This is a genomic window from Nocardioides renjunii (genome assembly GCF_034661175.1).
Classification (GTDB): domain Bacteria; phylum Actinomycetota; class Actinomycetes; order Propionibacteriales; family Nocardioidaceae; genus Nocardioides; species Nocardioides renjunii.
Window position 1 is genome coordinate 1,949,172 of the sequence record NZ_CP141058.1, and the last position, 23,415, is coordinate 1,972,586.

Consider the following 23,415-nt stretch of genomic DNA (forward strand, 5'->3'; position numbering starts at 1 on the left):
CTCGCTCGCCGCGCAGGCCCGGTGACGGGGTCGGCGGGGACGGGGAGGCCGGATCGGTGGGTCGGACGTCACCAACCCGACCGAATCGAGGGGCTCCTGATGCTCATACCATCGGGAGCCCCTCACCTTTTTCGCTTCCGAGGCTGCCGACTCGCTCCCTCGTCCGCAACTCCGCACCGGTGAACGGTGGGCGACGCCCCGGGGTGCCGCCTCCGCGGGCGCCCGGTCCGGGAGCGCGATGATGGCCCCGTGCGGGTGATCACGGTCGGTGCGCGGGCGTGCCTGGTGGAGGTGGGAGGTGCCGTCGAGGCAGCCTCGCTGGCCGCGTGGCTCCGCACCTCCGGCCCCGACCACGGCCTCGCACCAGACGAGGTGGTCCCGGCCGCCACGACGGTGCTCCTCGACGGCGTCGACCCCGCCGCGGTGCAGGCCGTCCTGGCGCACTGGGCGGGTGGACCGGCGAGTGGAGCGGGACCGCTGGTGCGGGTGCCGGTCACCTACGACGGGCCGGACCTCGAGGCGGTCGCCGGGCACTGGGGCTGCTCGGCGGGGGAGGTCGTCGACCTGCACACCTCCGTCGAGCTCGTCGCGGTCTTCTCGGGCTTCGCGCCCGGCTTCTCCTACCTCTCCGGCCTGCCCCGGACGGTGCCCCGGCTGGCTACGCCGCGCGCGCGGGTGGCGCCCGGCTCGGTGGCGCTGGCCGACACGTGGTGCGGCATCTACCCCACCGCCTCGCCCGGCGGCTGGCAGCTGATCGGGTCCACCGACGTCGTCCTGTGGGACGCGACGCGCGACCCGCCCGCGCTGCTGCCTCCCGGCACGCGGGTCCGCTTCGAGGCCGTCGGATGAGCATCGAGGTGCTCGACCCGGGTCCGCTCGCCACGCTGCAGGACCGGGGCCGGCGCGGGTGGGCCCACCTCGGGGTGCCGCGGGCCGGTGCCCTCGACCGCGGGGCGGCCGCGCTGGCGCTCCGGCTCGTCGGCGGCGCCCCGGACGACGCGGTGGTGGAGACCACGCTCGGCGGCATCGTGCTGCGCACCCACCGGGCGGTGACCCTCGCCGTCACCGGCGCGCCCTGCCGGGTCGGCGTCGGTCGTCGGGCAGTGGCCCACGGGGCACCGGTCACGGTCCCGGCCGGCGCCGTCGTCACGGTGGGCCCCGCGACGGAGGGCGTGCGCTCCTACGTCGCCCTCGCGGGCGGGCTGGACGTGGACCCGGTCCTCGGCTCCCGCTCGACGGACACCCTCGCCTGGGTGGGTCCGCCCCGCCTCGCCGCGGGACAGCTGCTGGCGGTCGGGCGGCCGGGGCCCCTGCCGGAGCCGCCTGCCGCGGTCGTCGTACGCCGTCGCGAGCGGGTGCTGCGCCTGCGCCCGGGCCCCCGTGTGGACTGGCTTGCCGGGGCGGCGTGGGCGGGCCTCGACGGGGCGGAGTACGCCGTGGCGCCCGACAGCGACCGGGTCGGGCTGCGGCTCACCGGCCCGCGGATCGCCCGTCGCGAGGGCGAGCTGCCCAGCGAGGGCATCGTGCTCGGCGCCGTGCAGCTGCCGCCCTCGGGCGAGCCGGTGGTGTTCCTGGCCGACCACCCGACGACGGGCGGCTACCCGGTGGTCGCAATCGTCGACGACGACGACCTCGACCTGTGTGCCCAGCTGCGGCCGGGGGAGCGAGTGGTGCTGCGGGTCGTGTGAGCAGTCGCCCGCGCTCAGTCCTCGGCGGGCGGCTCGAAGCGGTGCAGCGCCGGGTCGTCGGCCCGGAAGCTGCGGACGGGACCGGGCGGCGTCTCGGCGGTCTCGAAGCGGACGGTCACCACGCCCGACCCGGCACCCCAGACCCAGCCGGGCCCCATCTCGTCGTGCACCACGTCGGCGCCCGGCGGCCACGAGCGGCGCGGGGGCTCCGGGAGCACCACGTCCTCGGGCTCCTCCTCGCCGGGCTCGTCGCCGAAGAGGTCCTCCTGCACCCAGCCGGCCAGTCCCGACATCCCGACCCCGAGCAGGCGCACCCCGCCGGTCGTGTCGAGGTCGCCCAGCAGGGAGCGGGCGACGCGGGCGATGGTGCTGCCGTCGTCGGTCGGGCTGGACAGGGTGCTCGACCGGCTGAGCGTCGTGAAGTCGTGCAGCCTCACCTTGATGGTGACCGTGCGCCCGGAGGTGCCGTTCTTGCGCATCCGGGTGCCGACCTCCTTGGCCTGCCTGGTCAGCAGACCCTCCATGAGGCGGCGGTCGGTGATGTCGGTGTCGTAGGTGCCCTCGACGCTGACCGACTTCGCCTCGCGCTCGGCGACGACCGGACGCGAGTCCTGGGCGCGGGCGAGCCGCCACAGGCCCTGGCCGAGCGCCTGGCCCAGCAGCCCGACGAGCTCGTCCTCACCGACCCGCTCGAGCTCGGCGATCGTGTGGATGCCCGCCCGCCGCAGGCGCTCGGCCGTGGCCGGTCCGACGCCGGGGATGACCGTGACCTTCATCGGCCGCAGCAGGTCGAGCTCCGTGCCGGGTGGCACGACCGTCATGCCGTCGGGCTTGTCCAGCTCGCTGGCCACCTTGGCGAGGAACTTCGACGAGGCGATGCCCACCGTCGCCGTCAGGCCCCCGGTGACCTCGTGCACCGACGCGCGCAGGCGTTCCCCGGCCTCGGTGACCGTCGCGACGTCGAGGTCCGGCAGGCCGGCCGCGGCGAGGTCGACGAACGCCTCGTCCAGCGAGAGCGGCTCGACGAGGGGCGACAGGTCGCGCAGCACCTGCATGACCCGCTTGCTCGTCTCGCGGTAGGCGTGGAAGCGGCCGCCGAGGAACGCGGCGTGGGGACAGCGGGCGCGGGCCTCGCGCGTGGACATCGCGGACCCCACCCCGAACTTGCGGGCCTCGTACGACGCCGTGGACACCACGCCGCGGCCACCGGTCCCGCCGACGATGACCGGCTTGCCGCGCAGCGACGGCTTGTCGCGCTGCTCGACGGCGGCGAAGAAGGCGTCCAGGTCCAGGTGCAGGATCGACGCGGTGGTGCGCACGCGGGCATTCTCGCAGCCCACCAACCGTCCACAGGCCGCGCCTCGGCCGCTTCCTCCACAGGGTCGCGAGGGACTCGGCATGGCTCGTCGGTGGGCACGGGAACCGTCGTCGTCATGGACCCCACACACGGCACACCAGACCCGGTCCGGACCCCGGACCCCCGCCCGGCCTCAGCGGCCCCGCCCGACCCCGCACCGACGCGCCTGCGCGCACGCACGCCCAGCGACATCGCGGCCTTCGTGCCGCTGGCCCTCGGCTTCGTCCCGGAGCGGTCGGTCGTGATGCTCAGCATCGGCGCCCCGGGGATGAACGCCCGCGTCGACCTGCCGCACGACCCCGACGACGTCGACGACGTGGTCGAGGCCCTGCTCCGCCCGGTGCGACGCAACGGCGTGCGCGAGGTGGTGGTGGTCGTCTACGACGACGACACCACCGTGGCCGACGAGGCCGCCTGGTCCCTCCACGAGGAGCTCACCGCCGCCGGCATCGAGGTGCGCGAGGTGCTGCGCGTCCACGACGACCACTGGTACGCCGTCCTCCCGGGCGCGCCGCTCGCGGCCTACCAGGGCGTCCCGTTCTCGCTCGTCGACCACGCCTTCACCGCCCAGGGCGTGTTCGACGGTCGGGTGACCCACGCCAGTCGTGAGGCGCTCCGGGCGACCCTCGCGCCGGACCCCACGGCTGCCATCGCAGCCTCCGACGTGGTGGGCGCCGCCGTGCTGCCGCCGGGCGCGCTGGCCGCGCTGGTCCGCCGCCACGTGCGAGGCGGCTCCACGCTCTCCCGCGCCGAGCTCGCCTCGGTGGCCGCGACGGTCGTGGTGCCCGCCCGGCGCGACGAGGCGTGGGTGTGGCTGGGCCGGGCCGAGGCCCGTAGCGCGTGCGAGCTGTGGTCGGACGCCGTACGGCGCCTGCACGGCTCGCACGTGGCGGGCCCGGCCGCCGTGCTGGCGTTCTGCGCGTGGCTGGTCGGCGACGGTGCCCTGTCGTGGTGTGCCGTCGACCGGTGTCGCGAGGCGGAGCCCGCGCACTCCCTGGCGGGGCTCGTCGCCCAGCTGCTCGAGTCCGCCACGTCGCCCGACGAGTGGGAGTCGCTGCGACCGTCGACGGGTGCCAGTGGTGACCCGGCCGCGTGAGCGGGCAGGCCCGGGCGGTTCCCCGCCACGACGCGGGTGACTAGGGTGCCGTCATGGGAGAAGAGGTCGCGAACCAGGAGTTCAGCCGGGCCGACCGGACCCGGCACCGCGAGAAGGTGCGGCGCAACCTCGACGTGTTCGCCCGGATGCTGCGCGAGGCGGCGTTCGACACCGACGACCCGATGACCGGCCTCGAGATGGAGCTCAACCTCATCGACGACGTGGGCGACCCGGCGCTGAAGAACGCCGAGGTGCTCGAGGCCATCGCCGACCCCGACTTCCAGACCGAGCTGGGCCAGTTCAACATCGAGATCAACCTCGCCCCGGCCAAGCTCCGCGAGGGCGGCCTGTCCACCTTCGAGGACAGCCTGCGCCGCTCGCTCAACGACGCGGAGGAGAAGGCCGTCAAGGTCGGCGCGCACCAGGTGATGATCGGCATCCTGCCGACGCTCGCCGAGGGGCACATGAAGCTCGAGTCGCTCAGCTCCAACCCGCGCTACAAGCTGCTGTCCGAGCAGATCCTCGCGGCGCGCGGCGAGGACATCACCATCAGCATCTCCGGGCGCGAGCGGCTCACCACGACCGCCGACTCGATCGTGCCGGAGGCGGCCTGCACCAGCACGCAGTTCCACGTGCAGACCTCGCCCGACCAGTTCGCCGCCTACTGGAACGCCGCCCAGGCGATCGCGGGCGTCCAGCTCGCGGTGTCGGCCAACTCGCCCTACCTGCTCGGCAAGGAGCTGTGGCGCGAGACGCGCATCCCCCTCTTCGAGCAGGCCACCGACACCCGCAGCGAGGAGCTCAAGGCACAGGGCGTGCGCCCGCGCGTGTGGTTCGGCGAGCGATGGATCACGTCGGTGTTCGACCTGTTCGAGGAGAACGTCCGCTACTTCCCGGCGCTGCTCCCGGTGACCGACGAGGAGGACCCGCTCGACGTCCTTGAGTCCGGCGGCACCCCCGAGCTCCACGAGCTGCGGCTGCACAACGGCACCATCTACCGCTGGAACCGGCCGGTCTACGACATCGCCGGCGGGGTGCCGCACCTGCGCGTCGAGAACAGGCTCCTGGCGGCCGGCCCGACCGTGGCCGACACCATCGCCAACGCCGCCCTGTGGTTCGGCCTCGTCCGCTACCTCGTCGAGAGCGAGCGGCCGCTGTGGTCGCAGATGTCCTTCTCCGCCGCCGAGGAGAACTTCCACGTCGCCGCGCAGATGGGCGTGGAGGCGCAGGTCTACTGGCCCGGCATCGGCCAGGTCCGGGCCACCGAGCTCGTGCTGCGCCGGCTGCTGCCCATGGCCCGGGCGGGACTCGACTCGTGGGGCGTCCCCGCCGAGGAGAGCGACCGCTACCTCGGGATCATCGAGCAGCGCTGCCAGGCCGAGGCCAGCGGGTCCTCGTGGTTCGTCGAGCGGGTGCGCCAGCGCGGGGGAGCCGACCGCTACGACGCCCTGCGCGCGACGCTCCTCGACTACCGCGAGCGGATGCACAGCAACGAGCCGGTGCACGCCTGGGACTGAGCCGTCCCTGCCGGGCGGCGCCGGTCAGCCGGCCGGTCGCCGCCGCAGCCGGCGCCACTCCCGGCGTACGCCGCTGACGGGGTCGAACCAGCCGCGGCGGGTCACGACGACCAGGCCGAGCGGCAGCCCCAGGGACGCGCAGGCCCACGTGGCGGGGCCGAGCCAGCGCAGGTCGTCGTCGTGCGGGCTCAGCTCGCCGGGTCGGGTGAGCCACAGGTGCGGCCGCGGCGTCAGGCCCTGCGCCTGACGGAGCAGCGCGAGGACGACGTCCGCCCGGATCCCGGCATCGGTCAGCGCAGGGTCCTCGACGTGGCGGGCGCACCGGCCGGGGACGCCGGCGTGGAGCGTCGTGGGGAAGCGCCGCTGCCGCTGCTCCTCCACCAGCTCGAGCGTGGCCGCGCGCAGGACGATGTGGGTGTGGCGCTCGATCGGAGCCTGCAGGCCGAGGTGGCGAGCGGCGTGCACGACGACCGGACCACCGGCGTGGGTCCGCTCGCTCGCTCCGGGGTGGGCCATGACCCCACCCTGCCGGAGGTGGGGCTCCGCAACCCGCCTGTCCACAGGCTGCCCAACCCCGTCCGTTTCCGTTACGGTGCCAACAGGCCGGCGGCGAGGCGCTGCGGGCCACGAGAGGAGACACCATGGGCACCGTCGTCGTCGGATACGTCCCCAAGCCGGAGGGCGAGGCTGCCCTGTCCGCGGGCATCAACGAGGCCAAGCTGCGCGGCAGCAAGCTGGTCGTCGTCAACTCGCACCGGGGAGGCCAGGAGTTCGACGGACCCAAGGCGCGTGCCGCGGAGGACGACCTCGCGGGCATCAGGGCCACGCTGGAGGAGTCCGGCGTCGAGCACGACATCCGCCAGCTGGTGCGCGGCTTCGAGCCCGCCGAGGACCTCATCAGCATCGCCGAGGCCAACCACGCCGAGCTGCTCGTCATCGGCCTGCGCCGTCGCTCGCCCGTCGGCAAGCTCATCCTCGGGAGCAACGCGCAGCGCGTGCTCCTCGATGCCCCCTGCCCGGTGCTCGCGGTCAAGGCGCAGTAGCCGCCGCTGCAGCACCTCCACCAGCCACGACCGGTCCGGCGCGCGACGTCATGCGGATGGGGCAAGGCCCTGCGCCGTCCGTATGACGTCCCGACGTTCTCGGGCAGGATGGACGCCATGGCCATCCAGATCACCGGCGACCCCGCCGCCGACAAGGTCCTCGACGACTCCGCGTTCGCGCTGCTGGCGGGGATGATGCTCGACCAGCAGTACCCCATGGAGCACGCCTTCCGCGGCCCGGCCAAGGTGCTCGACCGGTTGGGCACGTTCGAGCCCGCGGCGATCGCGGCGGCCGACCCCGAGCAGTTCGCGGCGATGGCCTCCACCCCGCCGGCCATCCACCGGTTCCCCGGCTCGATGGCGGCCCGGCTGCAGGAGCTCGCCCGCATCGTCGAGGACACCTACGGCGGCGACGCCTCCCGGCTGTGGACCGAGGCCGCCGACGGCAAGGACCTGCTCAAGCGGGTCATGGCGCTGCCGGGCTTCGGCAAGCAGAAGGCCCAGATCTTCGTGGCGCTGCTGGCCAAGCAGCTCGGCGTGCGCCCCGACGGCTGGGAGCGCGTGGTCGGTGACTACGCCCTCGAGGGCCACCGCTCGGTCGCCGACGTGGTCGACGCCGACTCGCTGCAGAAGGTGCGCGACTTCAAGAAGGCCAAGAAGGCCGCGGCCAGGACCGCGACGCAGCCGCCCGCCGACTAGGCCGCCGAGTAGGCCGCGGCGGGCCTGATGGGGAACCGCGTGGAACCCCGTGGCAGAATGACGACGCGGCTCTTGACGTCACCGGGCCTCGCCGCGCCCCGAAGCTGTTTGACGAGAGGTGTTCGTGTCCTCACACGCACGCAAGTTGCTCCCCGCGGAGGTGCTCACGCACCCCTCCATCGCCGCTCTGGTCGCCGGCGCCACATCGACCGGCACCGTGTCCCCCGAGGACGTGCGACGTGCCAGTGACGAGGCCGGTGTCGAGCCCCGGCACCTGAAGGCCCTGCTGGTGCACCTCAGCGGTCTGGGCATCTCCGTCCAGATCGACGCCGCCAGCTCGCGCGCGGTCGCTGCGACCAGCAAGCGTGCCGCGACGTCCGCGGCGGCGAAGAAGGCCCCGGCCAAGAAGGCGCCCGCGACCAAGGCGGCCGCCGCGACGACCGCCGAGGCCCCCGCCAAGAAGGCCGCGGCGAAGAAGACCGCCGCCAAGAAGGCCGCCGACACCCCGGTCGACCCCGCGGCCGACGTCGTCGACCTCGGTGCCGCGGCTCCCGTGGTGATCGGCCCGGACGGCAAGAAGCTGCTGCCGGACATCCCCGACGAGGTGTTCGAGAAGGACGTCGCCAAGGACCCGACGATCAAGGAGGACGAGAAGCAGGCCTTCACCGTCTCCGCGGCCGACGAGACCGACGAGCCCGAGCAGCAGGTCATGGTGGCCGGCGCCACCGCCGACCCGGTGAAGGACTACCTCAAGCAGATCGGCAAGGTCCCGCTCCTCAACGCCGAGATGGAGGTCGAGCTCGCCAAGCGCATCGAGGCCGGCCTGTTCTCCGAGGAGAAGCTCGCCAAGGGCGGCCGGATCAGCCCGAAGATGCTCGAGGAGTACGAGTGGATCGCCGAGGACGGTCGGCGCGCCAAGAACCACCTCCTCGAGGCCAACCTGCGACTCGTGGTCTCGCTCGCCAAGCGCTACACCGGCCGCGGGATGCTGTTCCTGGACCTCATCCAGGAGGGCAACCTCGGTCTGATCCGCGCGGTGGAGAAGTTCGACTACACCAAGGGCTACAAGTTCTCGACCTACGCGACCTGGTGGATCCGCCAGGCGATCACCCGCGCCATGGCCGACCAGGCCCGCACCATCCGCATCCCGGTGCACATGGTCGAGGTCATCAACAAGCTCGCCCGCGTCCAGCGGCAGATGCTCCAGGACCTGGGCCGCGAGCCCACGCCGGAGGAGCTGGCCAAGGAGCTCGACATGACCCCCGAGAAGGTCATCGAGGTCCAGAAGTACGGCCGCGAGCCCATCTCGCTGCACACGCCCCTCGGTGAGGACGGCGACTCCGAGTTCGGTGACCTCATCGAGGACTCCGAGGCGATCGTCCCGGCGGACGCGGTCTCGTTCACCCTGCTGCAGGAGCAGCTGCACGCGGTGCTCGACACCCTGTCCGAGCGCGAGGCCGGCGTGGTCTCGATGCGGTTCGGCCTCACCGACGGCCAGCCCAAGACCCTCGACGAGATCGGCAAGGTCTACGGCGTGACGCGCGAGCGCATCCGCCAGATCGAGTCCAAGACGATGTCGAAGCTGCGGCACCCCAGCCGCTCGCAGGTCCTGCGCGACTACCTGGACTGACTCACCGCAGCACCACACCGCAGCACCACGGACGCCGAACAGCGCCACCCGGTCGGGTGGCGCTGTTCCGCTTCCGGGAGCCGGTGACGCCGGGAACAGGCTGTGGCACCGGTCACACCGCGCTCGCTAGGGTCGGGGCTTTCCGACCAGAGGAGCGCCCCGTGTCCGACCACGCCCGCCCGGCGACGTACCGCACGCTCGACGAGGTCGAGGAGACCCTCAGCCCGGCGGAGCAGCGCTTCGAACGGCTGCGCCGCACCTCGGGCCTGGTCGCCGGACCGGTGGTCGCGGTGGTGGTCTACCTGCTCTGCTCCGGCCTGGACGACCCGGCGCAGAAGCTGGCCGGGATCCTGAGCCTCGTCATCGTGTGGTGGATGACCGAGGCGATCCCGATCCCGGTCACCGCCATGCTCGCGATGGCGCTGTGCGTGGTGCTCGGCGTGGCACCGGCCGAGGAGGTGTTCGCGCTCTTCGGCAACTCCACGATCTTCGTCTTCATCGGAGGCTTCGTGCTGGCGGAGGCGATGCGCAAGCACGGCCTCGACAAGCGGTTCGCCTACGGCGTGCTCAGCATCCCGGGCGTCGCCTCGTCCACGGTGCGCGTCGTGGTGGCCTTCGGGATCATCAGCGCCAGCCTCAGCGCCTTCGTGTCCAACACGGCGAGCGCCGCGATGCTCATGCCGATCGCGATGGGGATCATCGGGTTCCTGGCCGGCCGGGTCGCGTCGCAGTCCGACGAGGACACCGACCCCGACGACGTGCGCCGGCTCCGCTTCTCGACCGCCCTGCTGCTGATGGTCGCGTACGGCGCCAGCGTCGGCGGACTGCTGACCCCCGTCGGCAGCCCGCCGAACCTCATCGGTCGCGAGCTGATCACCCAGGAGACCGGCGAGGAGATCCCCTTCTTCACCTGGATGCTGCTGGCCTTCCCCGTGGTCCTCCTGATGTTCATCGCCCTGTGCGTGGTGCTGCTCCGGCTCAACCGGCCGGAGACCAAGCGGATCGAGGGCGCTGAGGAGTTCATTCGCGAGCAGCGTGCCGAGCTGGGTCGGATGAGCCCCGGCGGGCGCAACACCCTGATCGCGTTCGGGATCACCGTGACGCTGTGGATCTTCCCCGGCGCCGTCGCGCTCGTCACCGGCGGCGAGGGTGCGTTCTACGAGAGCGTCGCTCTCCACCTCCAGGAGGGTGCCGTCGCGATCCTCGGCGCCAGCCTGCTCTTCCTGCTGCCCATCGATTGGCCGCGGCGCCAGTTCACGATCACCTGGAACGACGCGGCCCGGATCGACTGGGGCACGATCGTGCTGTTCGGCTCCGGCATCGCGCTCGGCGGGCTCCTCGGCTCAACCGGTCTGGCCGAGACCATGGGCACCGGGCTGAGCGACCTTCTCGGTGTCAGCTCGCTGCTCTCGATCACGCTGCTGTCGACGGTGATCGCCGTCGTCATCAGCGAGACCACCAGCAACACCGCGAGCGTCGGCGTGGTGGCGCCGATCGCCATCCAGCTGGCCATCGCGGCCGACGTCAACCCGGCGATCCCGGCCCTCGCGGCGGTGTTCGGCGCGTCGTACGGCTTCATGCTCCCGGTCTCGACGCCGCCCAACGCGATCGTCTACGGCACCGGGCTGGTGCCCATCACCCGGATGATCCGCTCCGGCATCGTCTTCGACGTCATCGGCATCGTGATCATCGTGGCGGGCGTGACGACCATGGCCAACGTCCTGGGCATCGGCTGACGCGCCTGCGCATCGGCTGACGCGCAGGCCGGGAGGGCCGGACCCGCCACCCTTGACGTGGCCGGCGGACAGGCGCAGGATCGCAAACGCGAAGACTTCTTCGCGTTTCCTTCTCGGGAGGCCCCTCATGCTCGGACGACCCCTGCTCACCACGTCGGCCCTGGCCGGCACCCTGCTGCTCGCGACGGCGATGCTGTCGGGCCTGGCGGCACCGGCCCAGGCCGACCCGCTCCCACCGACCGCCGTCGCGATGGGCGACAGCTTCATCAGCGGCGAGGGAGCCGGTGGCTACGTCGCCGTCACCGACCAGTCGGGGGTGGCCCAGGGCTTCCCGGGGTGGTCCGCGCCCAACAGCAACCCCTACTTCTGCCACCGCTCCGCCCACGCCTCCATCCAGGTCGCCGACCTGCCCGGGATCACCCAGCGCGTCAACCTCGCCTGCTCGGGCGCGCAGCCCGCCGACATGGCATCCGCCTCCAGCGCCCGGCCGGCGGGGCGCACGGTCGCCGCCCAGGTCGACCAGCTCCGCGAGGTGGCGCGGACCGGTGACGTCGACCTCGTCCTGCTGGGCCTGGGCTCCAACAACAGCCAGTTCACCTTCGGCGGCGTCGCCGCCGAGTGTGCCGGGCGCTTCGTCGCCGACGGCTACACCGGTTGGTGGGAGGTGTGGATCCACTTCGTCAACTGGGTCACCGGTGAGGAGCTCAACGAGCGGGCCTGCTCCGACGCGGACTTCGCGACCGCGGCGCAGCTGCAGGCGGCGCGCGCGGAGACGACCGTCGCGGTCCGCCAGGTCCTCGACGTCCTGGCCGAGGTCGACGCCGACGGCGAGCACCGAGTGGTGCTCCAGGACTACACCAACCCGCTGCCGCCGGCCTACGCCGAGCAGTACCGCACCGAGGACGGGCGCAGCGACACCCGCGACAAGTACCGCGCGCTCGTCGACGAGAGGTACGCCGCGGGGTGCCCGGCCGACATCGACACGCTCGCCCCGGCGCACCGCTTCAGCCAGAACCTCGGCGGGCTCGTCGCCGGCGTGGCCTCGACGCTGCAGGCCGAGCGGCCCGGGACCGACATCACCTACCTCGACGTGCAGCGTGCCTTCGACGGCGCGCGCCTCTGCGAGAACCCCGGGAGCCCGGGCAACGCGCTGGCCACCCCGCTGCGGGTGATGGACGGGCCCAGCGGGGTCCACGTGCAGAGCTTCGGCCCCTACGACAAGCTCGACATCAAGCGCGTCACCGACACCTGCCAGTCCTACTACCAGACCTGCCAGGAGTCGTGGCACCCGAACGCCGCCGGCCACCAGGCGCTGGGGCGTTGCCTGAGCGGGGCCTGGACGGCGACGGAGGCGACGCGCGTCAGCTGCGCCCGCACGTCCGCGGGCAGCATCGTCGTCCAGTGAGGCGCCGGTGAGCCACGCCGGGTCCGGGGGAGCCAGGGGAGGAGCCGGGAGGGCGCCCGCTGCGCCCTCCCGGCGCCGTCCCCAGCAGGTGCGCTCCCAGGAGACGGTCGACCGGATCCTCCTCGCCGCCGACCACGAGATCGGCGAGCGCGGGCTGGCCGGCGCGAGCACCACCCGCATCGCGGCGCGGGCCGGGCTGTCCGTGGGTGCGCTCTACCGGTTCTTCCACGACCGGGACGCGATCGCCGACGCCCTCGCGGCCCGCTACCTCGAGGCCGTGACGCCGGCGTACGCCGACGCGGTGTCGCAGGTGTCGTCCCTCGAGGACCTCGAGGCGGTCGTCGGCGTGCTGGTCCGGCGGGCGGCCGACCTGCAGCTGGAGCACCCCGGCTACTACCGGCTCACCGAGGAGCTCGCGCCCGAGCGCGGCGACTCGCCGGCGCGGGTCGTGCGCGAGCACCTGCTCGACCTCTTCACCGAGGCGCTGCGGAGGGCGGGCGTCGCCACGCCCCCGCCCGAGCTGCGCGCGGTCGTGGAGCTCTGCATCGAGACCGTGCGGCACACGCTCGCCCACCACCCGGCACAGGACCCCGGACGGGCGGCGTCGCTGGCGGAGCTCGAGCTCATGCTCGGCGCCTACCTGAGCTCCCGGCTACGGTGACGGCATGGTCGCAGCGAGGGGCTCCGCCGCCGCCGTCCTGGCGGCCCTGCTCCTGACCGGGTGCTCGCCCTCGGGCGACGCGGCCGACCCGCCCGGTGCCACGGCGGCGACGTCCGAGCCCGGGACCGGCGGGGCCGCACCTCCGAAGTCCTCCGCCTCCGAGCCGGCTGCGGCCTCGGAGGCGCCCGAGCAGCCGGTGTCGCCCGCCCCGCCCGACCCCGTCTCGGCCGCCGACCTCGACCCGGACACCGCCGTGCGCGCGGTCCGACACCTGGCGGGGCAGATCGGCGCCCGCGAGGCGACCGGACCGGCGTACGCCCGAGCGGCCGGATGGGTCGCGCGCAAGCTGCGTGGCCTCGGCTACGACGTCGAGCGCCAGCGTGTCGACGTCCCCGCGGGGACCTCGTGGGGCGTCGACGTCCCGGCCGGAAGGTCGGTGAACGTCGTCGCCGCGCCGCCCGGGTTCGACCCCGCGCAGCCCCACCTCGTCGTCGGCGCGCACCTCGACACCGTGCCGCAGGCGCCCGGGGCCGAGGACAACGCGTCGGGCGTCGGGGTGCTGCTGGCCGCCGCCGAGGCGGCCGCGGACCGTCGTACGCGGCTGCCGGTGCTCTTCGTCGCCTTCGGCGCCGAGGAGCCGCGCGGACCCACCGACGACGACCACCACTACGGCTCGCGGCAGTACGTCGCGCAGCTCACGCCGCAGGAGCGTCGGGCGATGCGCGCGATGGTCTCCCTCGACCGCGCGGGCGTCGGCGCGCGGGTGCCGGTGGGCTCCGCCGGCGCCTCCGACCCGGTGCAGCGCAGCCTCCTCGCCGCGGCCCGACGGGCCGGGGTGCCCACGGTCGCCGACGGCGAGCAGCGCAGCAGCGACCACTGGTCGTTCGTCCGCGACGGGCTTCCGGCGGCACGGCTCGGCTCGACGCCCTATGCCGGCTACCACTCGGCCGGGGACGTCCCGGGAGTCGTGTCGCCGGCGCAGCTCGAGCGTGTCGGGCGTCTGGTGCTCGCCTGGCTCGCGCCCCCTCGGTGACCCTCAGCCGAGGCCGGCGCAGGCGCGCAGGGCGGCCACGTCGGAGCGGAAGTCCGCCGCGGCCGCACCCGTGACGGCGCGCGGCAGCCCGTCGGCGCCGATGGCGCCCGGCCACCAGCGTGCCCGCGTCACGGTCGCCCGCCCCGACCGCTCGCGGGCGGGCCGGACGGTGAGCGTCAGCACGCCCGTCGGGCCGGGGGAGTACCACGCGAAGTTGCCGAGACCGTAGGCCACGTAGGCCTCGCCGAGACGCCCGTCGCCCTGCAGCTCGTGGGCGTGCGTGCCGGCGACGACATCGGCTCCCGCGTCGACCAGGCGGCGGGCCAGGGACCTCTGGTCCGGGCTCGGGCAGCGCTCGCCCTGCACGCCCCAGTGGAGGTAGGCCACCACCGCGTCCGCCTCACGCGCTGCCCGCCGCACGGTCGCCAGCAGGCGTGCGGGGTCCATGGCGTCGGCGGTGCCGGCACGTCGGTCGGTCGCGGCCCACTGCCCGGTCGGGTCCGCGGTCGGGTCCTGGTCGGCCACGGACGCCGTCACGGTGGCGACCACGGTGCCGTCGACGTCGGTGAGTGCCGGCCGGTACGCCTCGTCGGCGGTGCGGCCGACCCCGATCACCGCGAGCGGGGGGTCGGCCCCTGCTGCTGCCCGCGCGGCGCGCAGCGTGCTGGGCAGGCGGGCACGGCCGAAGTCGACGGCGTGGTTGTTGGCCATCGTGGCCACGTCCACGCCGGCTGCGGCGAGGGCCGTGAAGGCCGCCGGTCCGGCGGAGAAGGTGAAGCGCTTGCCCGGCGCGGGACGCCCGCCCGAGCCGACGGAGGTCTCGAGGTTCACCACGGCGAGGTCGGCCGACGAGAGGACGCGCGCCACGGGCGCGAGCGCCGTCGCCGGGTCCGCCAGGCGTCCGGCGAGCGGCCCCTCGAAGTGGACGTCGCCGGCCAGGGCGATGCGCACCGCAGCCGGCCGGGCAGGCGCCGGGCTCGGCTCGCGCGGGGCGGTGGTCGACGGGGACGGGTCCGTGGGCGTGGACGCCGAGGGCGACGTCGTGGGGGCGTCCGGGGGCGAAGGGCCCTCGGACGACGTGCAGCCGGCGAGCAGCACCGCCAGCAGGACCGCGAGCACCAGCGCGGCCGGCACCGGCGCGCCGACCGGGCGGCTGCGGACCCGGGGCGACATGGGTCGGATTCTCACACGTCGGCGTCCGGCCCGCGGGCGCTCCCACTTCGCCCGCACGTGGGTGGACGCGTCAGGGGTGGGGGGTGCCACACTCGGGACATGAGGTCTCGGACAGTCCTGGTCGCCACAGCGTCGGTCGTGCTCGCCGGCGTCGTCGCCGCTCCCGCGCACGCGGAGTACTACGCCGTCGACGACCCCGCGGACGCGCCGACGTCCCTGACCGACATCCAGCGGCTCGAGGCCAACCACGGGGGCGACAACCTGCTGGTCCGGGTGCGCTTCACCGAGCTCATGCGCTCGAGCGTCGCCGGGGTCTCGGTCTTCCTCGACACCGACCGTGACCGGAGGGGCGCCGAGTACGTCCTCAGCAGCGGCCTCGGCGACGGCACCGACTACGTCCTGACCCGGGCCGAGGGGTGGCGGGCCATGGACCGACGCGTGCGCTGCGACTACTCCGCGCGCCCGCGCTGGGGCAAGGACGTCTTCCGCGCGGTGATCGGTCGCGACTGCTTCGACCGCGTACCGCAGGTGCGGGTCTCGGTCAGGATGGGCGACCAGGCAGATGGCACGCAGCCGGTGGTGGACTGGGCGCCGAAGCGGCACCGCTGGAGCGTCCCGATCGCCTCCGGCCTCGGCGCCTGACCGAAGCGGTCCGACCGCGGCCCTAGGCGGCTGCGACCAGTGCCACCGCGAGCCCGCACAGCACCAGCCCGAGGCCCTGCGAGCCCTGGATCCGCTCCTTGAGCACGACGGCGGCCAGCGCGATGGTGATCGCTGGGTAGAGCGAGGTGAGGACCGAGGCGATCGTGAGCAGGCCGCTCTGCGTGGCCAGCAGGAACGTGACGGTCGCGGCGGTGCCCAGCAGCCCCGCGGCCGCGCCCCAGGCCTGTGAGCGGTCGTGTGGCCACCACTGTGCCCCCAGGGCGCTGGCGGTGAGGGCGACGGCGACCGCCGCGACGAGCTGGGCGAGCGCGAGCGGCGCGAGCCCGGCCTCCTCGGGCACCTGGCCCATGGCCGCGAAGAGGACGCCGAAGCCGATCCCGGCCAGGACGCCGTCGACGATCCCGGCGGCGAGGTCGCCCGAGGTCCCCGGCTCGCGGCTGACCAGCCAGATGCCGGGCACGGCTGCCAGGATCCCCAGCCAGACCAGCGCGTCGGGCCGCTCACCGGTGGCGACGCCCACGCCGACCGGGAGCAGGGCCGCCCCCACGGCCGAGATGGGCGCCACGACGCCCATCCGACCGGCCGCGAGGCCGCGGTAGAGGAAGGCGCCACCGGTACCGCTGCCGACACCTGCGAGGGCGCCCCACCACAGGTCGGCCCGGGTGGGGGAGCCGTCCGTGGCGAGCGTCAGCACCACGGCGCCGGCGAACGCCGCGACCGAGCCGATGAAGGCGACGGGCCATGCCGACGTACGACGGGAGGCGAGCCCACCGACGAAGTCCGAGAGCCCGTAGGCCAGGGCGGCGGCGAGGGAGAGCAGGACGGCCATCGGCGCCTCAGGTGGCCGTGACGCCGACGACCCAGACCACGGCTGCGAGGAACGCGGCGACCAGCTCGATGAGGATGGAGACCCCGACCGCCCGCAGCGCCGCCATCGTGGACGGCCATGCCTGCGCGCCGCCCACCCGTGCCCGCTCGGCGGCGTAGACGCCCAGGACGAAGCCGATGAACATGCCGACCAGGGGGATGACGAAGAACCCCACGAAGGCCAGCACGCCACCCGCGACCAGGGTGCGGTTGGGGACGCCCGAGGCCTTGAGCCGGCGGCCGGGGACCAGGTACTTGACGATCGAGCCGCCCACCAGCAGGAGCGCGCACGCCGCGAACACCGCCCAAGCCGTCGACGTACCGATCTCCAGCGCCCACACGAGGACGGCGCCGAGCACCAGCAGGGTGCCGGGCAGGACGGGGACGATGATGCCCGCGATGCCGACGGCGATCGCGACGGCGACGACGAGCTCCATGGCACTCACGGGCAGAGCCTCCCAGAGGACGCAGATCGGCCCCGGAGAGCGTGTCCGGGGCCGATCTGGAAGTAGGTGTGGGTCGGGTCGTGCTCAGGCCTCCGGGGCCGGGGTGGCCGGGGTCTCCAGCTTGTGCGTCTCGTCGTGGACGCTCGCTGCGACCTCACGGAGCTTCTCGCCGTGCTCGCGAGCGTGGTGGGCGCAGAAGAGCAGCTCACCTCCGGTCTGGAGCTCCACGCGGAGGTAGGCCTGGGCACCGCAGCGGTCGCAGCGGTCACCGGCCGTCAGGACGGCCTGGGTGGGTGCGGTGGCAGTGGTCACGTCAGCCTCATTTCTTGTTCATCGGTGTCTGGCCCAACGTAGCCCCAGGGGCAAAGATTCCCCTCGAGCACTTGTAGATCGAGAACTCTTTCAGTCAATCACGTCACACTCCTCCGCGCTGGCGTTGTCCACCAACCGTCGGTGGCCGTTGCAGAAGCGATACGTGGAGGTGCCCCACGCTAGACCGCCTCATGCGCGCCCACGGCCAGCGTGCCTCCGTCGACGCCCGGCGTGTCGCAGGTAGGTTTGCTCCTTGTGGCAGCACCGGCGGACAACACCTACAACGCAGCGCACCTCCTGGTCCTCGAGGGCCTCGACGCCGTACGCAAGCGGCCGGGCATGTACATCGGCTCCACCGACACGCGCGGGTTGATGCACTGCCTCTGGGAGATCATCGACAACGGCGTGGACGAGGCCCTGGCCGGAGTCGCGCACCGGGTGGAGGTCACGCTCCACGACGACGGCTCGGTCGAGGTCTACGACGACGGGCGAGGCATCCCGACCGACAAGGAGCCGAAGACCGGCCTGTCGGGCGTCGAGGTGGTGGCCACCAAGCTCCACGCCGGCGGCAAGTTCGGCGGCGGCTCCTACGTCGCCACGGGCGGCCTGCACGGGGTCGGCCTGTCGGTGGTCAACGCGCTGTCCTCCCGGATGGACATCGACGTCGACCGTTCGCCGACCCAGCAGGGCCTGTCGTTCCAGCGCGGCGTGCCGGGGGTCTTCGACGGCGAGGGTCCGGCGGCGCCGTTCACCCCGCAGTCGGGCCTGACCCGCAAGGGCAAGCGGGTCGCCAAGGGGCGCACCGGCACGCGGATCCGGTTCTGGCCGGACCGCCAGGTCTTCACCAAGGACGCCCGCTTCGAGATGGAGGGCCTCATCGGGCGCGCCCGGCAGACGTCCTACATCGTGCCGGGTCTCGAGCTGGTGATCCGCGACCAGCGCTCCTCGGAGATGGTCGAGGAGAAGTTCCGCCACGACGGCGGCATCGCGGAGTTCGTCGAGTTCCTCTCCCACGGCGAGCCCGTCACCGACATCCTCCGGCTCCAGGGCACCGACACCTTTACCGAGACGGTGCCGCTCCTCGACGACAAGGGCCACATGACGCCCCAGGAGGTCGAGCGCGAGCTCACCGTCGACGTCGCGGTGCGCTGGGACACGGCCTACGACACCGAGGTGCGCTCCTTCGTCAACGTGATCGCGACGCCGAAGGGCGGCACCCACGTCAGCGGCTTCGAGAGCGCGCTCACCAAGACGTTCAACGACGCCATGCGCGCCGCCAAGGTGCTGCGCTCGGCTGACGCCGACGTCATCAAGGACGACGTGCTCGAGGGCCTGACCGCCGTGGTGACCGTGCGCCTGGCCGAGCCGCAGTTCGAGGGCCAGACCAAGGAGATCCTCGGCACCCCGGCCGCGCGCGGCGTCGTACGCAAGGTGGTGGCCGGCGAGCTCAAGGCGTTCCTCACCTCGACCAAGCGCACGGAGAAGGCGCAGGCCAAGCTCCTCATGGAGAAGGTCGCCGCGGCGTCCAAGACCCGGCTCGCCGCGCGCCAGCACAAGGAGAACCAGCGCCGCAAGAACGCGCTCGAGTCCTCCGCCCTGCCCGCCAAGCTCTTCGACTGCCGCAGCGCCGACACCGAGCGCACCGAGCTCTTCATCGTCGAGGGCGACTCGGCGATGGGCACCGCCAAGGCGGCTCGCAGCAGCGAGTTCCAGGCGCTGCTGCCCATCCGCGGCAAGATCCTCAACGTCCAGAAGGCCACCGTCGGCGACATGCTCAAGAACGCCGAGTGCGCCTCGATCATCCAGGTCGTCGGCGCCGGCTCGGGCCGTACGTTCGACCTCGAGTCCGCGCGCTACGGGCGGATCATCCTGATGGCCGACGCCGACTCCGACGGCGCCCACATCCGGTGCCTGCTGGCGACGCTGTTCTTCAAGTACATGCCCGAGCTCGTCCGCGACGGGCGGCTCTACTCCGCCGTGCCGCCGCTGCACCGCATCGAGCTGTCCAACCCCAAGAAGGGGATGGACAAGTACATCTACACCTACTCCGACGACGAGCTGCAGCGCCGGCTCGCCGAGCTCAAGAAGAAGAACGTCCGCTGGAAGGACCCGGTCCAGCGCTACAAGGGCCTCGGCGAGATGGACGCCGACCAGCTGGCCGAGACGACCATGGACCCCCGCTACCGGACGCTGCGCAAGCTCACCATCGACGACGTCGACGAGGCGAGCCGGGTCTTCGACCTGCTGATGGGCTCCGACGTGGCGCCGCGCAAGGAGTTCATCGTCCAGGGGGCCTACGAGGTGGACGTCGAGGCGCTGGACGCCTGACACGGCACCGCGAGCTGAGCGGCGTACGACGGGCGAGCCGGCGCGAAGATGACAGTGGTTGTGGCGACGTGCTGGCCTCAGTAGGTTTGTGGCTCGCGTCACACCGCTGTCGACAGGGAGACCCATGCCCGACGAGAAGTTCGACTACATCGTCATCGGATCGGGCAGTGCCGGCGGCGTGGTCGCCGCGCGGCTGACCGAGGACCCGGACGTACGGGTGCTGCTGCTCGAGGCCGGCCCGGCCGACGACGACGACAACATCCACATCCCGCTGGCGTTCTCCGCGCTCTTCAAGACGAAGTGGGACTGGAACTACGAGACGACCCCGCAGAAGCACCTCGCGGGACGCCGGGCCTACTGGCCTCGGATGAAGGCGCTCGGCGGCTGCTCCTCGATGAACGCGATGATCTACATCCGCGGCAACCACGCCGACTACGACGAGTGGCGCGACGCCTACGGCGCGACCGGGTGGGGCTTCGACGACGTCCTGCCCTACTTCCGCAAGGCCGAGGCCAACACCCGGCTGGGCGGCCCGTTCCACGGCACCGACGGTCCGCTGCACGTGGAGGACCGGACCTACGACCACGAGCTGAGCACCGCGTTCGTGGAGGCCGGCGTCGCCGCGGGGCTGAAGCGCAACGACGACTTCAACGGCGCCGAGCAGGAGGGTGTCGGGCTCTACCAGGTGACGTGCCACAAGGGGCGGCGCTGGTCCGTCGCCGACGCCTACATCCACCCGGCGGACACGCGCCCCAACCTCACCGTCCGCACCGAGTCCTTCGTGACGCGCATCGTGCTGGAGGGCAACCGCGCGGTCGGCGTCGCCTACACCCGCCGCGGCGAGCAGCTGGTGGCGCGGGCGGAGGCCGAGGTCGTCCTCAGCGGGGGCGCGATCAACAGCCCGCAGCTGCTGATGCTGTCCGGCATCGGCCCCGGTGCTCACCTGCGCGACATGGGCATCGACGTCGCTGTCGAGTCGTCGGGCGTGGGACAGAACCTGCAGGACCACCCGGCGGCGGGCATCCTCAGCTACACCCGCGACACGACCGACATCGCGGAGATGCTCGGCCTGCGCAACCTCGTGAAGTGGAAGGCGACCGGCAAGGGCCCGCTGAGCTCCAACGTCGGGGAGGCGGGCGCGTTCTACACCTCGCGCGACGACCTCGCGCTGCCCGACGTCCAGCTCCACGTGGCGCCGACCGGCTTCTACGACAACGGCATGCACGAGCCCGTACGCCGGGCGCTCACCACGGCCATCACGCTGGTCAACGTCCAGAGCTCGGGCCACGTGCGGTTGCGCTCGGCGGACTCCACCTGGCACCCCGAGATCGACCCGGGCTACTTCGACGACCGCGCCGACCTCGAGGCCATGATCGGCGGGTTCCGCACCGCCCTGGAGGTCCTGCGCCAGGGCCCCATCGCGAGGTTCGTCGATGAGCCGTGGGTGCCTGCGTCGGCCGACCCGAGCGACGACGAGATCATCGAGGGCATCGGGCGGCTGGGCCAGACGCTCTACCACCCGGTCGCGACGTGCGCCATGGGCACCGTGGAGGGCAGCGTCGTCGACCCGCAGCTCCGGGTGCACGGCGTGGAGGCCCTCCGGGTCGCCGACGCCTCGGTCATGCCGCGGGTCCCGCGCGGCAACACCAACGCCCCCACCATCATGATCGGCGAGAAGTGCGCGGATCTCGTCAAGGAGTCCCGATGACCAGCACCCTCCAGCCCACTGCGACCGCCGGCGCCGGCGAGACCTTCGACTCGCTCGACCCCGCCACCGGGGACGTCGTCGGCACCCACCCGGTCGCCGGGCGCGACGAGGTCGACGCGGCGGTCGCCCGGGCGCGTGACGCGGTCGACTGGTGGGGCAACCTGTCGTTCGACGAGCGGGCCGACTTCCTCCTCACGTGGCGCTCGGTGATCACCCGCCGCATCGCCCAGCTGGCCGACCTGTCGCACCGCGAGACCGGGAAGCCGCACGGTGACGCCCAGCTCGAGATCGTCCTCGCCATCGAGCACATCGCCTGGGCAGCCAAGAACGCCAAGAAGGTGCTCGGGGCGCGCAAGGTCGGCTCCGGGCTCCTGATGGCCAACCAGGCGGCGACCGTGGCCTACCACCCGCTCGGCGTCGTCGGCGTGATCGGACCGTGGAACTACCCGGTCTTCACCCCGCTGGGGTCCATCGCGTACGCCCTGGCCGCAGGCAACGCGGTGGTGTTCAAGCCGAGCGAGTACACCCCCGGCGTCGGCCAGTGGCTCGCCGACTCGTTCCGCCAGGTGGTGCACGGGCGTGACGTGCTGCAGGTCGTCACCGGCCTCGGCGAGACCGGCAACGCGCTGTGCCGGGCGCGGATCGACAAACTCGCGTTCACGGGCTCCGGACGCACGGGCAAGCTGGTCATGGCCGCCTGCGCCGAGAACCTCACGCCGGTCGTCATCGAGGCCGGCGGCAAGGACTCGCTGATCGTCGACGAGGACGCCGACCTGGCCAAGGCGGCGGAGGCGGCGCTGTGGGGCGGGATGGCCAACGCGGGACAGACCTGCACCGGCACCGAGCGCGTCTACGTCCACCGCAACGTCTTCGACGCCTTCATGGCCGAGATCCTCGCCCAGGCCGACGGCCTCCGCGCCGGCGCCGACTCCGCCGCCCAGATCGGGCCGATCACGATGCCGTCACAGCTGGGCGTCATCAGGAGCCACATCGACGACGCCGTCGCCCGGGGCGCGCGGGCGGTGCTCGGAGGGCCCGACGCCGTGGGGGAGCGGTTCGTCCAGCCGACGATCCTGACCCACGTGCCCGAGGACTCCACGGCGATCACCGAGGAGACCTTCGGCCCGACGCTGGCGATCAACCCCGTCGACAGCATGGAGGAGGCGGTCCGCCTCACCAACGCGACCCAGTACGGCCTGGCGGGCGCGGTGTTCTCCAAGGCCAACGGCATGTCGATCGCGCGCCGCATCCGGTCCGGCATGACGTCGGTGAACTCGGTCGTCTCCTTCGCCGCGGTGCCGGCCCTGCCCTTCGGGGGCGTCGGGCAGTCCGGGTTCGGCCGGATCCATGGGGCCGACGGGCTGCGCGAGTTCACCTACGCCAAGGCGATCACCCGGCAGAAGTTCGCTCCGGTGATGAACCTGACGTCCTTCGCCCGCGACGCCGCGACCGACGGCAAGGTCGCGCAGCTCATTACGCTCCTGCACGGCGGCAAGCAGACCCTCAAGTAGCCCGCCCCGCTCCTGCGGGAGGGCGTACGTCAGACGTGCTGGGTGAGCAGCCCGGTGTCGACGTCGTAGAGGAAGCCGCCGACCGCGGCGCGCTCGCCGATGAGCGGGTGCGTGCGCACCTTGGCGACGTCCTGGCGCAGCTGGTCGAGCTGGTCGGTCACGACGCCGAACGACTGCCAGCTGGCGTCGACCCCGGCCGACTCGCCGACCCTGGCCCGCAGCTCGTCCTCCGAGGCGGAGGCCATCGCGCAGCGGGTGTGCGGGACGACGAGGACACGCTGCACGTTGAGCAGGTGCACACCCAGCACGAGCGCCTCGAGGGCCTGGGGCGTGACGCGGCCGCCGGGGTTGCGGAAGATCTTGGCGTCGCCGTGGCGGAGGCCGAGCATCCGCAGCGGGTCGATGCGCGAGTCCATGCACGTCACCAGCGCGATGCCGGCGTGGGCCTTGCCGTCGAAGCCGCCGAGGTCGAAGGTGTCCGCGAACTCGCGGTTGGCCCGCATCAGGTCGTCGAAGTCGTTCACGACCGGCAGGGTAGCGCC

22 protein-coding genes are annotated in these 23,415 nt (G+C 73.0%); 15 read left to right on the forward strand and 7 right to left on the reverse strand.

Features of this window, described 5'->3' with window-relative positions; translation table 11 throughout:
• The first annotated feature begins 249 nt into the window (after positions 1-249).
• Positions 250-849, forward strand: a complete 600-nt coding sequence (locus SHK17_RS09295; protein ID WP_322921845.1) for a 5-oxoprolinase subunit B family protein — start codon at positions 250-252, stop codon at positions 847-849.
• Positions 846-1,688, forward strand: coding sequence for a 5-oxoprolinase subunit C family protein (locus SHK17_RS09300; RefSeq protein ID WP_322921846.1), 843 nt, complete (start codon positions 846-848; stop codon positions 1,686-1,688). Before SHK17_RS09295 ends, SHK17_RS09300 begins: the two co-directional genes overlap by 4 nt.
• Before the next feature lie 14 nt (positions 1,689-1,702).
• On the opposite strand, the gene SHK17_RS09305 is transcribed toward SHK17_RS09300, so the two are convergent.
• A complete protein-coding gene (locus SHK17_RS09305; protein ID WP_322921847.1) occupies positions 1,703-3,007 on the reverse strand; it encodes a DNA polymerase IV in 1,305 nt (434 codons plus the stop codon).
• Between the two features lie 114 nt (positions 3,008-3,121).
• Between SHK17_RS09305 and SHK17_RS09310 the strand changes: the two genes are divergently transcribed.
• The gene (locus tag SHK17_RS09310) at positions 3,122-4,141 is read left to right on the forward strand and encodes a DUF4192 domain-containing protein (RefSeq protein WP_322921848.1); all 1,020 of its coding nucleotides are present in this window, start codon (positions 3,122-3,124) and stop codon (positions 4,139-4,141) included.
• Between the two features lie 53 nt (positions 4,142-4,194).
• Entirely contained in the window at positions 4,195-5,658 is a 1,464-nt protein-coding gene (locus SHK17_RS09315) for a glutamate-cysteine ligase family protein (protein ID WP_322921849.1), read from the forward strand.
• Between the two features lie 24 nt (positions 5,659-5,682).
• Here SHK17_RS09315 and SHK17_RS09320 read toward each other — a convergent pair whose 3' ends face one another.
• Positions 5,683-6,174, reverse strand: a complete 492-nt coding sequence (locus SHK17_RS09320; RefSeq protein WP_322921850.1) for a hypothetical protein — start codon at positions 6,172-6,174, stop codon at positions 5,683-5,685.
• A gap of 125 nt (positions 6,175-6,299) precedes the next feature.
• Between SHK17_RS09320 and SHK17_RS09325 the strand changes: the two genes are divergently transcribed.
• The 7 genes from SHK17_RS09325 to SHK17_RS09355 all read left to right on the forward strand — a co-directional run bounded on the left by SHK17_RS09325 (position 6,300) and on the right by SHK17_RS09355 (position 13,865).
• On the forward strand, positions 6,300-6,701 hold the full coding sequence (locus SHK17_RS09325; RefSeq protein WP_172272806.1) for a universal stress protein: 402 nt from the start codon (positions 6,300-6,302) through the stop codon (positions 6,699-6,701).
• 117 nt (positions 6,702-6,818) lie between these two features.
• Positions 6,819-7,400 carry an HhH-GPD-type base excision DNA repair protein gene (locus SHK17_RS09330; protein WP_322424110.1) on the forward strand — a complete coding sequence of 194 codons (582 nt, stop codon included), beginning with the start codon at positions 6,819-6,821 and terminating at the stop codon, positions 7,398-7,400.
• 118 nt (positions 7,401-7,518) lie between these two features.
• Complete coding sequence (locus SHK17_RS09335) at positions 7,519-9,030, forward strand: RNA polymerase sigma factor (protein ID WP_322921851.1); 1,512 nt, start codon at positions 7,519-7,521, stop codon at positions 9,028-9,030.
• A 161-nt stretch (positions 9,031-9,191) separates the two neighbouring features.
• The gene (locus tag SHK17_RS09340; RefSeq protein WP_172272800.1) at positions 9,192-10,766 is read left to right on the forward strand and encodes a DASS family sodium-coupled anion symporter; all 1,575 of its coding nucleotides are present in this window, start codon (positions 9,192-9,194) and stop codon (positions 10,764-10,766) included.
• Between the two features lie 127 nt (positions 10,767-10,893).
• Positions 10,894-12,171, forward strand: a complete 1,278-nt coding sequence (locus tag SHK17_RS09345; RefSeq protein WP_172272783.1) for an SGNH/GDSL hydrolase family protein — start codon at positions 10,894-10,896, stop codon at positions 12,169-12,171.
• 7 nt (positions 12,172-12,178) lie between these two features.
• A complete protein-coding gene (locus SHK17_RS09350) occupies positions 12,179-12,832 on the forward strand; it encodes a TetR family transcriptional regulator (RefSeq protein WP_172272780.1) in 654 nt (217 codons plus the stop codon).
• Positions 12,833-12,836: 4 nt separating this feature from the next.
• The gene (locus SHK17_RS09355) at positions 12,837-13,865 is read left to right on the forward strand and encodes a M28 family metallopeptidase (protein WP_322921852.1); all 1,029 of its coding nucleotides are present in this window, start codon (positions 12,837-12,839) and stop codon (positions 13,863-13,865) included.
• A gap of 3 nt (positions 13,866-13,868) precedes the next feature.
• Here the strand turns inward: SHK17_RS09355 and SHK17_RS09360 are convergent, their stop codons facing one another.
• A complete protein-coding gene (locus SHK17_RS09360; RefSeq protein ID WP_322921853.1) occupies positions 13,869-15,038 on the reverse strand; it encodes a CapA family protein in 1,170 nt (389 codons plus the stop codon).
• A 99-nt stretch (positions 15,039-15,137) separates the two neighbouring features.
• Here SHK17_RS09360 and SHK17_RS09365 point away from each other — a divergent pair, with 99 nt between their 5' ends.
• Positions 15,138-15,680 (forward strand): hypothetical protein, encoded by a 543-nt coding sequence (locus tag SHK17_RS09365; RefSeq protein WP_322921854.1) that lies wholly within the window; start codon positions 15,138-15,140, stop codon positions 15,678-15,680.
• Positions 15,681-15,702: 22 nt separating this feature from the next.
• On the opposite strand, the gene SHK17_RS09370 is transcribed toward SHK17_RS09365, so the two are convergent.
• The 3 genes from SHK17_RS09370 to SHK17_RS09380 all read right to left on the reverse strand — a co-directional run bounded on the left by SHK17_RS09370 (position 15,703) and on the right by SHK17_RS09380 (position 17,326).
• A complete protein-coding gene (locus SHK17_RS09370; protein WP_322921856.1) occupies positions 15,703-16,530 on the reverse strand; it encodes an EamA family transporter in 828 nt (275 codons plus the stop codon).
• A gap of 7 nt (positions 16,531-16,537) precedes the next feature.
• Positions 16,538-17,005 carry a DUF456 domain-containing protein gene (locus SHK17_RS09375; RefSeq protein WP_322922018.1) on the reverse strand — a complete coding sequence of 156 codons (468 nt, stop codon included), beginning with the start codon at positions 17,003-17,005 and terminating at the stop codon, positions 16,538-16,540.
• A 93-nt stretch (positions 17,006-17,098) separates the two neighbouring features.
• Positions 17,099-17,326 (reverse strand): DUF7455 domain-containing protein, encoded by a 228-nt coding sequence (locus SHK17_RS09380; RefSeq protein ID WP_172272723.1) that lies wholly within the window; start codon positions 17,324-17,326, stop codon positions 17,099-17,101.
• Between the two features lie 255 nt (positions 17,327-17,581).
• Here SHK17_RS09380 and SHK17_RS09385 point away from each other — a divergent pair, with 255 nt between their 5' ends.
• The 3 genes from SHK17_RS09385 to SHK17_RS09395 all read left to right on the forward strand — a co-directional run bounded on the left by SHK17_RS09385 (position 17,582) and on the right by SHK17_RS09395 (position 22,873).
• Positions 17,582-19,654, forward strand: coding sequence for a DNA gyrase/topoisomerase IV subunit B (locus SHK17_RS09385; protein WP_322921857.1), 2,073 nt, complete (start codon positions 17,582-17,584; stop codon positions 19,652-19,654).
• A 124-nt stretch (positions 19,655-19,778) separates the two neighbouring features.
• The gene (locus SHK17_RS09390; RefSeq protein ID WP_322921858.1) at positions 19,779-21,362 is read left to right on the forward strand and encodes a GMC family oxidoreductase; all 1,584 of its coding nucleotides are present in this window, start codon (positions 19,779-19,781) and stop codon (positions 21,360-21,362) included.
• Positions 21,359-22,873 (forward strand): aldehyde dehydrogenase family protein, encoded by a 1,515-nt coding sequence (locus tag SHK17_RS09395; protein ID WP_172272714.1) that lies wholly within the window; start codon positions 21,359-21,361, stop codon positions 22,871-22,873. Before SHK17_RS09390 ends, SHK17_RS09395 begins: the two co-directional genes overlap by 4 nt.
• Before the next feature lie 29 nt (positions 22,874-22,902).
• On the opposite strand, the gene SHK17_RS09400 is transcribed toward SHK17_RS09395, so the two are convergent.
• On the reverse strand, positions 22,903-23,397 hold the full coding sequence (locus SHK17_RS09400) for a beta-class carbonic anhydrase (protein WP_322424119.1): 495 nt from the start codon (positions 23,395-23,397) through the stop codon (positions 22,903-22,905).
• Between the last annotated feature and the right edge of the window lie 18 nt (positions 23,398-23,415).

Excerpts from the sequence above, each read along its gene's own strand:
- SHK17_RS09365 (WP_322921854.1), top strand. The coding sequence starts at position 15,138 with ATGAGGTCTCGGACAGTCCTGGTCGCCACAGCGTCGGTCGTGCTCGCC.
- SHK17_RS09320 (WP_322921850.1), bottom strand. The coding sequence starts at position 6,174 with ATGGCCCACCCCGGAGCGAGCGAGCGGACCCACGCCGGTGGTCCGGTC.
- SHK17_RS09315 (WP_322921849.1), top strand. The coding sequence starts at position 4,195 with ATGGGAGAAGAGGTCGCGAACCAGGAGTTCAGCCGGGCCGACCGGACC.
- SHK17_RS09310 (WP_322921848.1), top strand. The coding sequence starts at position 3,122 with ATGGACCCCACACACGGCACACCAGACCCGGTCCGGACCCCGGACCCC.
- SHK17_RS09300 (WP_322921846.1), top strand. The coding sequence starts at position 846 with ATGAGCATCGAGGTGCTCGACCCGGGTCCGCTCGCCACGCTGCAGGAC.
- SHK17_RS09375 (WP_322922018.1), bottom strand. The coding sequence starts at position 17,005 with ATGGAGCTCGTCGTCGCCGTCGCGATCGCCGTCGGCATCGCGGGCATC.
- SHK17_RS09330 (WP_322424110.1), top strand. The coding sequence starts at position 6,819 with ATGGCCATCCAGATCACCGGCGACCCCGCCGCCGACAAGGTCCTCGAC.
- SHK17_RS09325 (WP_172272806.1), top strand. The coding sequence starts at position 6,300 with ATGGGCACCGTCGTCGTCGGATACGTCCCCAAGCCGGAGGGCGAGGCT.
- SHK17_RS09355 (WP_322921852.1), top strand. The coding sequence starts at position 12,837 with ATGGTCGCAGCGAGGGGCTCCGCCGCCGCCGTCCTGGCGGCCCTGCTC.
- SHK17_RS09395 (WP_172272714.1), top strand. The coding sequence starts at position 21,359 with ATGACCAGCACCCTCCAGCCCACTGCGACCGCCGGCGCCGGCGAGACC.
- SHK17_RS09360 (WP_322921853.1), bottom strand. The coding sequence starts at position 15,038 with ATGTCGCCCCGGGTCCGCAGCCGCCCGGTCGGCGCGCCGGTGCCGGCC.
- SHK17_RS09345 (WP_172272783.1), top strand. The coding sequence starts at position 10,894 with ATGCTCGGACGACCCCTGCTCACCACGTCGGCCCTGGCCGGCACCCTG.
- SHK17_RS09390 (WP_322921858.1), top strand. The coding sequence starts at position 19,779 with ATGCCCGACGAGAAGTTCGACTACATCGTCATCGGATCGGGCAGTGCC.
- SHK17_RS09370 (WP_322921856.1), bottom strand. The coding sequence starts at position 16,530 with ATGGCCGTCCTGCTCTCCCTCGCCGCCGCCCTGGCCTACGGGCTCTCG.